This window comes from Rubricella aquisinus, from assembly GCF_014199445.1.
GTDB lineage: Bacteria > Pseudomonadota > Alphaproteobacteria > Rhodobacterales > Rhodobacteraceae > Rubricella > Rubricella aquisinus.
This window is the reverse complement of record NZ_JACIJS010000002.1, coordinates 206,330-219,031: the sequence shown is the minus strand read 5'-3', so window position 1 is coordinate 219,031 and position 12,702 is coordinate 206,330. Positions and strand designations below refer to the sequence as shown.

Annotated in this window: 13 protein-coding genes; 5 read left to right on the top strand and 8 right to left on the bottom strand. The window is 59.5% G+C overall.

Annotated elements, in window-relative coordinates:
• Window positions 1-34: 34 nt before the first annotated feature.
• From FHS89_RS04210 to FHS89_RS04180, 7 genes are all read right to left on the bottom strand, one after another.
• Window positions 35-694 (bottom strand): class I SAM-dependent methyltransferase, encoded by a 660-nt coding sequence (locus tag FHS89_RS04210; protein ID WP_184008853.1) that lies wholly within the window; start codon window positions 692-694, stop codon window positions 35-37.
• Window positions 691-3,405, bottom strand: a complete 2,715-nt coding sequence (gene gyrA / locus FHS89_RS04205) for a DNA gyrase subunit A (protein ID WP_281376646.1) — start codon at window positions 3,403-3,405, stop codon at window positions 691-693. Before gyrA ends, FHS89_RS04210 begins: the two co-directional genes overlap by 4 nt.
• Before the next feature lie 55 nt (window positions 3,406-3,460).
• Window positions 3,461-4,318 (bottom strand): glycosyltransferase family 32 protein, encoded by an 858-nt coding sequence (locus tag FHS89_RS04200; protein WP_184008851.1) that lies wholly within the window; start codon window positions 4,316-4,318, stop codon window positions 3,461-3,463.
• 3 nt (window positions 4,319-4,321) lie between these two features.
• Complete coding sequence (locus FHS89_RS04195) at window positions 4,322-5,146, bottom strand: glycosyltransferase family 32 protein (protein ID WP_184008849.1); 825 nt, start codon at window positions 5,144-5,146, stop codon at window positions 4,322-4,324.
• Window positions 5,147-5,176: 30 nt separating this feature from the next.
• On the bottom strand, window positions 5,177-5,995 hold the full coding sequence (locus FHS89_RS04190; RefSeq protein WP_184008847.1) for a glycosyltransferase family 32 protein: 819 nt from the start codon (window positions 5,993-5,995) through the stop codon (window positions 5,177-5,179).
• Window positions 5,996-5,998: 3 nt separating this feature from the next.
• Window positions 5,999-6,493, bottom strand: a complete 495-nt coding sequence (gene ssb, locus FHS89_RS04185; protein WP_184008845.1) for a single-stranded DNA-binding protein — start codon at window positions 6,491-6,493, stop codon at window positions 5,999-6,001.
• 78 nt (window positions 6,494-6,571) lie between these two features.
• The gene (locus tag FHS89_RS04180; RefSeq protein WP_184008843.1) at window positions 6,572-6,733 is read right to left on the bottom strand and encodes a hypothetical protein; all 162 of its coding nucleotides are present in this window, start codon (window positions 6,731-6,733) and stop codon (window positions 6,572-6,574) included.
• Window positions 6,734-6,970: 237 nt separating this feature from the next.
• On the opposite strand from FHS89_RS04180, the gene uvrA reads away from it, so the two are divergent.
• The gene (gene uvrA, locus FHS89_RS04175) at window positions 6,971-9,847 is read left to right on the top strand and encodes an excinuclease ABC subunit UvrA (RefSeq protein ID WP_184008841.1); all 2,877 of its coding nucleotides are present in this window, start codon (window positions 6,971-6,973) and stop codon (window positions 9,845-9,847) included.
• Window positions 9,848-9,869: 22 nt separating this feature from the next.
• On the opposite strand, the gene FHS89_RS04170 is transcribed toward uvrA, so the two are convergent.
• A complete protein-coding gene (locus FHS89_RS04170) occupies window positions 9,870-10,202 on the bottom strand; it encodes an excinuclease ABC subunit A (RefSeq protein WP_246413573.1) in 333 nt (110 codons plus the stop codon).
• Between the two features lie 228 nt (window positions 10,203-10,430).
• On the opposite strand from FHS89_RS04170, the gene FHS89_RS04165 reads away from it, so the two are divergent.
• The 4 genes from FHS89_RS04165 (at window position 10,431) to FHS89_RS04150 (ending at window position 12,636) form a co-directional block, all read left to right on the top strand.
• On the top strand, window positions 10,431-10,862 hold the full coding sequence (locus FHS89_RS04165; protein ID WP_184008839.1) for a CBS domain-containing protein: 432 nt from the start codon (window positions 10,431-10,433) through the stop codon (window positions 10,860-10,862).
• A gap of 74 nt (window positions 10,863-10,936) precedes the next feature.
• Window positions 10,937-11,437 (top strand): pantetheine-phosphate adenylyltransferase, encoded by a 501-nt coding sequence (coaD, locus tag FHS89_RS04160; protein ID WP_184009118.1) that lies wholly within the window; start codon window positions 10,937-10,939, stop codon window positions 11,435-11,437.
• A 126-nt stretch (window positions 11,438-11,563) separates the two neighbouring features.
• Entirely contained in the window at window positions 11,564-12,070 is a 507-nt protein-coding gene (locus tag FHS89_RS04155) for a peptidylprolyl isomerase (protein ID WP_221229269.1), read from the top strand.
• Window positions 12,067-12,636, top strand: a complete 570-nt coding sequence (locus tag FHS89_RS04150) for a peptidylprolyl isomerase (protein ID WP_184008837.1) — start codon at window positions 12,067-12,069, stop codon at window positions 12,634-12,636. Before FHS89_RS04155 ends, FHS89_RS04150 begins: the two co-directional genes overlap by 4 nt.
• Window positions 12,637-12,702: the final 66 nt, after the last annotated feature.

The window sequence follows — 12,702 nt, the reverse complement described above, 5'->3', positions numbered from 1 at the left end:
GTGAGATAGGCCATACGCGCGCCAAAGAAAAGCATCAGCGCAATCGGTAATGGATCGTCTCCAGCCATCCCGTGTCACAGGGGATGCGCGACAGGGTGGTGTGTCCGACCGGGCGCAGGCAAAATGGCGGCTCTGTCAAGACAAGGCCGCTGTTATCGGTCATACGCGTATAGGTCTGGGTCGGCATGTCACGGTTCACGGGCCAGTCTTTGCCCTTGGGCCGGATATCCGCGACGATCAAATGCGTGCAGCGCCCGGTGATATTGGCGAGCGCCTGCGCGATATGCGCGTTCGACAAATGCTGAAACACCTGCCGGACCAGGATCACATCCGCAATCGGCGCGGGGCTACAGGTGATATCCAGATGGCGAAAAATCACCTCTAGGTCGCGATAACGGGGGCGGTTGTCGCGGATCAGATCAGGCACCACGTCGCAGGCCGTATAGCGGCCAAAGAGCGGACGTATCCGCTGGCCCACCTGAAAATCCCCGCAGCCGATATCGGTGATGCTGAGGGGCTTTTCTTGCGTCGCAGTAAACCGCCGGATGGTTTCCACGAAAGGATCAACGATTTCAGGCAGGTACGACCCGGCGCCCGAAAAATACAGGCGCTCCCCCTTTACCCACCGGCCCCAGCGGTGGTTCCGATAGATATCGGTAAACACCTCCTCTGGGGTCGGTTGGGGGCTGGTCATTCCTCTGCGGTGCCCTCGTCTTCGTCGCTTTGATCAGCGATGCGCGCGACAGAGACGACCTTTTCGCCCTTCGCGGTGTTGAACACGCGCACACCACCAGCCCCACGGGACCGGAAGGAAATGCCACCCACGGGCACCCGGATCGACTGACCCTTATCCGTGGCCAGCATGATCTGATCGTCCATATCGACCGGGAAGGAGGCCACAAGCGGGCCGCCGCGCATCGCCTTGTCCATCGCCTGAACACCCTGGCCCCCGCGCCCGCGCACAGGGTAGTCGTGGCTGGAAGACAGCTTGCCCGCGCCGCCTTCGGTGATTGTGAGGATCAGATCTTCGGACGCGGACATCTCCACATAGCGGTCCTGGCTGATGTCACCGGTCAGGCCTTCATCATCCTCCGGCACCTCTGTGTCACCCGCCACGGCGCGGCGCATTTTGAGGTAGGCGGCGCGCTCATCCGGGCTCGCCTCGAAATGGCGGATCACGGACATCGAGACGACGCGATCGTCGCCCTTCAGCAACACGCCCCGCACCCCGACAGAGGCGCGCGAGTTGAACACCCGCACATCCGTGGCAGGAAAGCGGATCGCACGGCCCGATTGGGTCACCAGCATCACATCATCATCATTGGAAGCGATGCGCGCGTTGATCAGGGTCGTGTTTTCATGCTCCCCCTCGAACCGCATCGCGATTTTGCCGTTGCGCATGACATTGGTGAAATCGCTCAGCTTGTTGCGCCGCACGGTGCCTGCGGAGGTGGCGAACACGATCTGCAGATCGTCCCATTCCTCCTCATCCCGGTCCACGGCCATGGTGGCGGCAATGCCCGTACCCTGCTGAATAGGCAGGATATTCACCAGCGCCTTGCCCCGCGCATTGCGCCCGCCCTGCGGCAATCGCCACGTCTTGAGCTTATAGACCATACCATCGGTGGTGAAGAACAGGAGCGGCGTGTGGGTGTTGGCGACAAACAGCGTGGTGACGAAATCCTCGTCCTTCATGTTCATTCCGCCAAGCCCTTTACCGCCGCGCTTTTGCGCACGGAAGTCTTCCAGCGGGGTCCGTTTGATATAGCCGCCATTGGTGATGGTGACGACCATATCTTCCCGCTCGATGAGGTCCTCATCTTCCATATCGCCCGCGAATTCGACGATCTCCGTCTTGCGGGGGGTGGCGAATTTCGCGCGGACCTCGGCGATTTCATCCTTGATGATCGTCATGATCCGCTCACGGGAGCGCAGGATATCGAGGTAATCGACAATTTTCCCGGCGAGCGTTTCCAGCTCATCAGTGATTTCCTTGACGCCAAGCGCTGTCAGGCGTTGCAGCCGCAGATCAAGGATCGCACGCGCCTGCGTGTCTGACATATTGTAGGTGCCGTCCTCGTTCATGGTGTGGGACGGGTCATCGACAAGCCGGATATAATCGGCAATCGCGGCGGCGGGCCAGCGCCGCTCCATCAGGCGTCCGCGCGCGGTTGGCGCATCGGGGGAGGAGCGGATCGTCGCCACGACCTCGTCTACGTTCTCAACAGCTACGGCCAAGCCGCTGAGAACATGTGCTCTTTCCCGCGCCTTGTTCAATTCGAATGCGGTGCGCCGTGCGACGACCTCTTCGCGGAATTTCACGAAAGCGTCGATAAAGGCGCGCAGGGTCAACTGCTCTGGCCGGCCCCCATTCAGCGCCAGCATGTTGCAGCCGAACGAGGTTTGCAACGGGGTGAAGCGGAACAATTGGTTGAGCACGACCTCCGCCGTTGCGTCCCGCTTCAATTCGATCACCACGCGCACGCCGAACCGGTCAGACTCGTCCTGCACATGGGCGATGCCTTCGACCTTTTTATCGCGGGCAAGTTCCGCGATTTTCTCGATCAGGGTGGATTTGTTGACCTGATAGGGGATTTCCTCGACCACGATGGCGTAGCGATCCTTTCGGATCTCCTCCACCTTCGTCTTGGCGCGGATGATGACGGAACCGCGCCCCTCGGTATAGGCCTTGTAGGCGCCTGTCCGGCCCAGAATGATCCCCCCGGTGGGGAAATCGGGCGCGGGGACGTATTGGATGAGTTGCGCGCTATCAAGGTCGGGATTGTCGATCAGCGCCTCACAGGCATCCAGCACTTCGCCAAGGTTATGGGGCGGAATATTCGTTGCCATCCCCACAGCGATCCCGCCCGTGCCATTGACCAGCAGGTTCGGGAAACGGGCAGGGAGCACGACCGGCTCATTATCCTTACCATCATAGTTGGGTTGGAAATCGACCGTGTCTTTTTCGATATCCCCCAGGAGGAAAGCAGCACTTTCGGCCATTTTCACTTCGGTGTAGCGCATTGCCGCCGGGTTATCCCCGTCCATCGAGCCGAAATTGCCCTGACCGATCAACAAAGGCAGGCGCATGGAAAAATCCTGCGCCATCCGCACCAGCGCGTCATAGATCGCGCTGTCGCCATGGGGGTGGTATTTCCCCATCACGTCGCCCACGGGCCGGGCGGATTTGCGGAACGCCTTGTCGTGGCTGTTGTTCGTTTCATGCATCGCATAGAGGATGCGCCGGTGGACCGGCTTCAACCCGTCGCGAATATCCGGGATCGCACGCGAAATGATGACGCTCATCGAGTAATCGAGGAAGGAGCGTTTCATCTCCTCTTCGATGGTGATCGAGGGGCCGTCAAATATCGGGCGCTCGGGTGGCGTGTCGTTCTCTTCGGTCAAGGATCATCCCCGCATGAATCGCTTATTTTGTGCCTGCTCTGGCGCTGACCGCAGTCTATGCCTTTGCCGCTCCGGCATCAATCGCTAGCGGCGTCTCATCGGGCAGGATCGGCATGGTTCCGGGCCGAATGTTGTGCTGGCGGCAAATCTGGTCGAAAAAGCTGTCTTTCGGGGGCAGCCCATCGAATTTTTCCATCAACAAACGGCGGTTTTCGCCGAAGAGGTGGATGGAATAGGTCTGCTTGTTCAGTTTGGGCCGGTAATCGTCGGTCTCAAACCCGAATTTGCGCAGGCGACGGGTATCGAAAGGATAGAGGAAGCGCAGCGGCAGGGCGTGTTTGATCTCCCCGGTTTCCTGGAGAAAATGGGTCAGGATCAGCGGGCCGCTGACTGCCCAATCCAGTTGGTCGATGCGGTGGGGCGTGCCCACAGCCTTCAGCGCCTCCAGCGGCGCGCGCTCCTCTGCGTCAAACCATGGCGGGATCGGGTTGTCCTCTTCATTGAAGGCGATGCAGCGGGCCAGCGCCTCACTGTCGGGGGGGAGTTTGAGGATACCCGTCGCAATGCTCCAGCGCCGGTTCTGCGCGCCATAAATCCGATCCCCCGGCAGATCGAGCGGGCGGACGCAAAACGCATCCAGATCGCTCCAGACAAAGCCATAGTCGCGGATCATCAGCAGGCGGAAATGATCGGAATAGCAGGCCCGCTGTTTGCGCGTTTGCAAAGGCCAGTGATTGGCCAATCCTTCATCGTCGATGGAGCGGACCTCAACACCGTCGGGGATATTCTGCGTCCCCGGTTTGCAAAACAGAACAAATCGGTGGCCGTGATCCAGATAGGATTGGATACACACCGCCTCATACCATGTGATGCGGGTTCCGATCCAAAGGGAGGCGATGGTAGGCAGGGTCATGGCTCACACAATCGGGGCGGCGGCAGGGTCGATCCCATGCTTTTGACAAAGCTGATCAAGGAAGGTGCCGGATGGGGGCAGGCCATCAAAGTCGGTTTTCAACAGATGCTTGGTATCGCCGTAAAGATGGACGGAATGGCACATATCCGGGATCGCTTCATCATAGGGCGTGGTCTGAAGGATCATCTGCCATAACTTGCGGGTGGAATAGGGATAGAGAACCTTTCCCGTCAGCGTATGTCCGATGGTGCCGTGATAATTGAGCACATGGGTCAAAATCCCCGGACCGCTCGTGCCCCATTTCAGGTTTTCAACGGTGTGCGGCGTGTTCTGGCGACGCAATTCAAGCAATTGCCGCCGCTTTTTAAAGCCAAACCAGGGCGGGATCGGGTTCGGCTCTTCGATAAAGCTGATACAGGCGGCCAATTCCAGCGAGGCCTGCGGCAGGCGCAGGATGCCGTTATTGACGACTTGTTCAAGTTTCACATAGCCAAAGACATATTCGCTGTCCCAGTCGAACGGCTTGACGCAATAGGCATCCAGATCGCTCCACAAAAACCCGGTTTCGCGGATCATGTAGAGCCGGAACAGATCGGAAAAGCACACGCGGCCTTTCCGGGTGGACGTGTCCCACAAGACCGGCGTGCCGATATCCGCAGCGTCCCGGATTTCGGTGCCGTCTGGAATATTGCCAATCTCGTCAAAGGTATAGAGGACGACATGATGCCCAGCATCAAGGTAAGACTGGATCGTCAGTTGCTCAAACCATGACAGGTCAGAGCCGGTCCAGAACGTGCCGATTGTGGGCAAGGGGGCGGGCGGCGGCATGTCTTTCCTTATTGCGGCAATGGCCATTCTCTATACCGGAAAGGCGGCTGGGTCCACGCCGTGCCGCTTGCAAATCGTATCCAGATAGCAGCCATCGGGCAAAACCCCGTTGAATTGATCACGGGCCGCAACCCGCGTCAGCCCGAACAGGTGGACGGAGTATGTTTCCGGCCGTTCGATCCGGTCCAGCGGCACATCAGGATCAAAGACGATCATATGATGATGCGTCTCAAACGGGATGAAAACGCTTGGCGGTTGGGCGTGTATGATTTCGCCGGTTTCATTCAGGAAATGGGTCAGCACGCGCGGGCCAGACGCGCCCCAATTGTAATTCTCAAATCCGAAGGGACGGCCCAGCCGCTTCATGCGCGCCGCGCGCCGCTGTTTGCCGGGGCGGCTGAACGGCAGGACCGGGGCGGGATCAAGCAACATGGCAAGGCTCAGATGCAGCGCCTCGCTCGTCGGTGGCAGGCCAAGGATGCCGTTTGCCACACTCCCGCGCGGGTTCTGATAGGCCAGCAGATAGCCGCTTTCAAAATCGTAAGGTTTCACGCAATAAGCATCAAGATCGGCCCAGATATAGCCCAGATCCTGGATCATATGCAGCCGGAAGGTATCCGAATAAATCGCTGTAAAGATGTGGTTTTCAGCAAATTGCGCGTCGGTGTAAGGCGGCGCGAAAACCTCTCGCGCGTCGCGCAGCTCCACACCCTCCGGCACATTCTCCAGCGGGCCCAGCGTAAACAGAACGATCGGATGCCCGGCATCAAGGTAGGACCGGATCACCACCACCTCCAAAAAGGACAGGCGTGGTCCGATCCACAGGCTCCCGATCGTTGGCAGGCTCATACCTTAGAAGGGAATGTCGTCATCAAGGCCCGCGGCACCGCCATATCCGCCACCCGAGGATGCACCACCCCCGGAGGAGGAGCCGCCACCGCCGCCACCCTGATAGGGATCAGCATAGCCGCCACCACCACCGCCGCCTTCGCTGTTGCGACCGTCAAGCATGGTCAGTTCAGACCGGTAGGGGCGCAGGGCCACTTCGGTGGAATAGCGGTCATTGCCGTTCTGATCCTGCCATTTGCGGGTCTCAAGCTGGCCTTCGACATAGATTTTCGAGCCTTTGCGCAGATATTGCTCCGCCACGCGGATCAGCGGCTCGGAAAAGATCGCGACGGAATGCCATTCCGTTTTCTCGCGCCGCTCTCCCGATTGTTTGTCGCGCCATGTCTCGGACGTGGCGATGCGCAGGTTGCAGACTTTACCGCCATTGGGGAAGGAGCGCACCTCGGGATCCCGGCCCAGATTGCCCACCAGAATGACCTTGTTTACCGATCCCGCCATTGCGCATCCCTTCTGAATCAAAAAATCACGTTACTTAATCCGTAACGTGATTACCGGTCGGTTAACAATGGGCAGATATCACCAGGCGGTGATCTCGTCCGCGGTCTCTTCGAGCGGCACGAAAACCTCTTCGGTCTCCACTGCCATCTCATCCGCGACGGTTTGGCCGAAAATGGAGGCGATCACGGCATCGGCTGCTTCGGTGGCGAAGGTCTGCTCGTTGGTCCAGATGAAAGACATTTTCGATCTCCTCAGTTCGGGCCGTTTCCGGCTGCTGAGAAGGTATATGGCAGGCGAAGGTGTCTCGAATCGTGCGCGAATGTGGCGCAATTGCGATTTCTGCCCCGATTTACACACGCATAGGGTGAATCTCGCGTCTGACCTTGTAAATGTTCATGCTTTGTTTACAAATGCACACCTCGCCATCCCCGCGCGAACCCCTATATGTCGCGCAGGAGCAAATGAGGGACAGCCAGCATGGCCGAATTGAAACATATCGAGATCCGTGGCGCGCGGGAGCATAACCTCAAATCGGTGGATGTGGACCTGCCGCGCGATACGCTGATCGTCATCACCGGTCTGTCCGGCTCCGGCAAATCCTCGCTCGCGTTCGACACGATCTATGCCGAAGGGCAGCGGCGATATGTGGAATCGCTGTCGGCCTATGCGCGGCAATTCCTTGATATGATGCAAAAACCGGATGTGGATCACATCTCTGGCCTCAGCCCGGCTATTTCCATCGAGCAGAAAACAACGAGCAAAAACCCCCGCTCCACCGTTGGTACGGTGACGGAGATTTACGACTACATGCGCCTTTTGTTTGCGCGCGCGGGCACGCCATACTCCCCCGCCACGGGCCTGCCGATTGAGGCGCAGCAAGTGTCCGAAATGGTGGATCGGGTAATGGCCATGGAGGAGGGGACGCGCGGCTATCTGCTTGCCCCCATCATCCGCGACCGCAAGGGCGAATACCGCAAAGAGTTTGCTGAACTGCGCAAACAGGGTTTCCAGCGCGTCAAGGTCAACGGTGAGTTCTACGAATTGGACGAACCGCCCGTGTTGGACAAGAAATTCCGCCACAATATCGACGTCGTGGTTGACCGGCTTGTGGTGCGCGAGGGGATGGAGCAGCGGCTGGCGGACAGTTTCCGCACTGCGCTCAACCTTGCCGATGGTATCGCGATCCTTGAAACCGCCCCGAAAGAGCAGGAGGACGGCACCACGCCGGAGCCGGAACGCTTCACCTTCTCGGAGAATTTCGCCTGCCCGGTGTCGGGCTTTACGATCCCAGAGATTGAGCCGCGCCTGTTTTCCTTCAACGCGCCCTTTGGTGCGTGCCCGTCCTGCGATGGGTTGGGGATGGAGTTGTTCTTTGACGAGCGGCTGGTGGTGCCGGACACGTCGCTCAGCCTGTATGACGGGGCGATTGCGCCATGGGCCAAAACGAAAAGCCCTTATTTCCGCCAGACGATTGAGGCCCTAGCGAAACACTACGAATTCGACGGCCACGCCCCATGGCGCGACCTGCCCACGCATGTGCATCAGGTGATGCTGCACGGCACGGGCGAGGAAAAGGTCAAGTTTCGCTATGATGAGGGCGGGCGCGTTTATGAAATCTCCCGCTCCTTTGAAGGGGTCGTGCCGAATATGGAGCGACGGTTCCGGGAGACGGATTCGAACTGGGTGCGCGAAGAATTTGAGCGCTATCAGAACAACCGCCCCTGCGGCACCTGTGACGGGCATCGCCTGAAACAGGAGGCGCTGGCGGTCAAGATCCAAGGCGATCATATCTCCAACGTCACGCAGAAAAGCATCCGCGAGGCGCTTGACTGGATTGAAGAGGCACCAAACCATCTGACGAACCAGAAAAACGAGATTGCCCGCGCGATCCTGAAGGAAATCCGCGAACGGCTCGGGTTTCTCGTGAATGTCGGCCTTGATTACCTGACGCTGAGCCGCAATTCCGGCACGCTGTCAGGGGGGGAAAGCCAGCGGATCCGGCTTGCCTCTCAAATCGGGTCGGGCCTGACGGGTGTGCTTTATGTGCTAGATGAGCCGTCCATCGGCTTGCATCAGCGCGACAATGGGCGGCTCTTGACCACGCTTAAAAACCTGCGCGATCAGGGGAATACCGTGATCGTGGTCGAGCATGACGAAGAAGCGATCCGGGAGGCGGATTTTGTGCTGGATATCGGCCCCGGCGCAGGTGTGCATGGCGGGGAGATCATCGCCCAAGGGACACCGGAGGAAATAGCGCAGTCAGAGCACTCCATCACCGGGCAATATTTGACCGGAAAGCGCGAAATCCCGATCCGCGCGGATCGCCGCACTGGCAATGGCAAACATGTCGAGGTCGTGAACGCGACCGGCAACAACTTGCAAAACGTCACTGTGAAGTTCCCGCTGGGCATTTTCACCTGTGTGACGGGCGTGTCGGGGGGCGGGAAATCGACGCTGACGATTGAGACACTGTTCAAGACGGCGTCCATGCGGCTCAACGGTGCGCGCCAGACGCCCGCGCCTTGCGACACGATCAAGGGGCTGGAGCATCTTGATAAGGTGATCGACATCGACCAATCGCCCATCGGGCGCACCCCGCGTTCCAACCCCGCGACCTATACGGGCGCCTTCACTCCCATCCGGGATTGGTTCGCCGGTCTGCCGGAGGCCAAGGCGCGCGGCTACAAACCGGGGCGGTTCTCGTTCAACGTGAAAGGGGGGCGTTGTGAGGCCTGTCAGGGCGATGGCGTGATCAAGATCGAGATGCATTTCCTGCCCGATGTCTATGTCACCTGTGAGACATGCGACGGCAAACGCTACAACCGAGAAACGCTCGAAGTTTTGTTTAAAGGCAAGAGTATCGCGGACGTTCTTGACATGACGATCGAGGATGCGGCGGAGTTTTTCCAGGCCGTTCCCGCGATCCGCGACAAGATGGAAACGCTCAAACGTGTGGGCCTTGGTTATATCAAGGTGGGCCAGCAGGCGACCACCCTATCGGGGGGGGAGGCGCAGCGCGTGAAGCTCGCCAAGGAGCTGTCCAAGCGGGCCACGGGCCGCACGCTCTATATCCTTGATGAGCCGACCACGGGTCTGCATTTCGAGGATGTGCGCAAACTGCTGATGGTGCTGGATGAGTTGGTCGATCAGGGCAACAGCCTTGTGGTGATCGAACACAACCTTGATGTTATCAAGACGGCCGATTGGATCATTGATATCGGTCCCGAGGGCGGCGATGGCGGCGGGCGGATCGTGGCCGAAGGGACGCCTGAGGAGGTCGCCATGGTCGCGGAAAGCTATACCGGGCAGTACCTCAAACCGATCCTGATGCAAAAACGGGTCGCGGCGGAATAACCGCGACCCGATCAGGCGCGGGTCAGTTCAGCCACTGATCCAGAATGCCAATCGCCTCGACAACGATCAGGCCATCCTGCAGGACGCGCACAATCTCATTGTCCGCCGGAAGGGCGATGTAGATTTCGTCCTCACCGGGGCGCGGCAGGCCCAGATCCTCCCAATCGCGGATGATCCGGCGGTCGGTTTCCGGGGCGATCCGATCACCCACCTCATATTTCATCGCTTGCCCCGGCGGGATGCAGGCGGGTGTTTTCTTGGCCAGCCCGGGCGGGCAATGTTCGGGGCCATTGGCATAGGCCGCCGGAGCCGTGGCAAGTGCGAGCAGGGCGATAAACGGGATTGCACGTTTCATGACGTCCTCCATTTCTATTGTCCCTCAGCTAGGCGGGACGGGGGCATTTGTCTGGTGAAACGCAGCGTTGCTGGGCAAAGTTTCCTAGTTTTTGCCGGAAATAGCCCTGTGTTCAACCGGATTGCGGCGAAACTTCGCTCACAACCAAGGGGTGTTCATCACGCTTGACCCGCGCAGTCCTGATCTGCCACCGTGGAGATCAACAAATTTGTCGGGAGGATCAACACCATGCTGGTGCAACATGTTTTGGGGCAGAAGCCCGCAACCTTGGAGACCATCACGCCCGATGCAAGCCTGCGATCCGCAGCTGAGCGGCTGGGGGCCAAGAAAATCGGTGCCCTGATCGTTTCCAAGGATGGCAAAAGCGTGGATGGCATCCTCTCTGAACGCGATATCGTGCGCAAATTGGGGGAAGAGGGGGCCGCGTGCCTTGATACTTCCGTCGCCAACACCATGACGGCCAAGGTGATTGGCTGCGCGCCGACCGACTCGATGGTGTCGGTCCTCAACCAGATGACCGACGGGCGGTTTCGGCACATGCCCGTGATGGATGGCGGGACTTTGGTTGGCATCATCTCTATCGGCGATGCGGTGAAGGCACGGATGCAGATGATCGAGGCGGAGAATTCCGCGCTGACGGACATGATCTCCGGCTACTGAGGGATCGGCGGTTGACGCGTGACGCGAAATATTGTTGCGTCACGCCAGACTGAACAGACGGGAGCGCCCCCATGATCCGCACTGGCCTCTATCCGGGGACGTTTGATCCCGTGACCTTGGGACATCTTGATGTGATCCGCCGCGCGACGGCGCTGGTGGACCGGCTGGTGATCGGGGTCGCGATCAACCGGGACAAGGGGCCGCTTTTCACCCTGGAAGAGCGGGTGGAGATGATCGCGGAGGAAACCGCCGATATCGCGCGCGACAGCGGTGTTGAGATTCTCGTTCATCCATTTGAGAACCTGCTGATCCAATGCGCGCATGACGTGGGCGCGCAGATGATCATTCGCGGCCTGCGCGCCGTGTCCGACTTCGAATATGAATTTCAGATGGTCGGCATGAACCGGGCGATGAACGACGATGTGGAGACGGTGTTTTTGATGGCAGATGCGCATCATCAGGCCATCGCGTCGCGTCTGGTCAAGGAAATCGCCCGATTGGGCGGCGATATCTCCAATTTCGTGCCCCCCCGTGTCGAGCAGGCGCTCAAGGCACGGCTTGCACCCACCAAATAACGCGCTAGACAGTCACCCATGGACAATAAGCTTTTTCTGATCCTCGCGCTCTGTGCGCTGGGAGGTCTGATCTTCTGGGCGATGATGCCCAAACCGCAACCCGAGCTGAGGGAGGCTCCGACAGCTATGAACACATCACCCGACAACACCATGATCATCACGCTTGAGACAGGCGAGGTGCATATCCAGCTTTTGCCGGAAGTCGCGCCCAAGCATGTGGAGCGGATGAAAACCCTCGTGGCCGAGCAGGCCTATGATGGTGTGGCCTTTCACCGCGTGATCGAAGGCTTCATGGCACAGACCGGCGATGTGGAGCATGGCGGGCCGGGCGGCGATCCGCGCCGGGCGGGCACTGGCGGCTCCAGCTATCCCGATCTGCCGCAGGAATTTTCCAAAGTCCCGTTCGAGCGGGGCACCGTGGGCATGGCCCGCTCGCAGAACCCGAACTCCGCCAACTCGCAATTCTTCATCATGTTTGAGGAAGGCGCGTTCCTGAATGGCCAATACACCGTGTTCGGTCAGGTCACGAAAGGCATGGATCTGGTCGATCAGATCAAGCGCGGCGCGCCCGGCTCCGGCGCTGTGACCGATCCTGACCGCATGGTCACCGTGCGCATGGGCGGCGCGGAATGATCCGGCGCGCCTTTCTCGCACTTGGGCTGGCGCTGAGCCTGTCTTTGCCGGCTGCAGCACAGGATCAGCCGAAACTGGTGCTTGAGATTGATGCCGCCGTGGGCAAAGGCACCGTGGTGATCGGCCTGCGCCCTGACATTGCGCCACTGCATGTGGCCCGGATCATGACGCTGGCGAATAACGGCGAATATGACAATGTCGCCTTCCATCGCGTTATCACCGGCTTCATGGCGCAGACGGGCGATATCACTTACGCGAAGCGTGGGGCCTATTCGGCGCAACTGGCCGGGCAGGGTGGATCGAGCCTGCCGAACCTTCCCGCGGAATTCTCTGACGTGCCATTTGCCCCCGGCGTGGTTGGCATGGCGCGGGCCACAAGCCCGGATTCGGCCAATTCCCAATTCTTCATCATGACCGAGCGGCACCCAAGCCTTGATGGGCAATACACCGTGATCGGTGAGGTGATCGAAGGATTGGAAATGGTGCGCGCCCTGCGCACGGGTCCGCCGCAGCTAAACGGGATGGTGCGCACGCCCGATTTCATTGAAAGCGCGCGGATCGAGTGATCCTCGCATTCCATCACAATCCGGGGAGAGGGGCTGCCATGCGGCCCCTTTTTTCGTCAGGGTAGG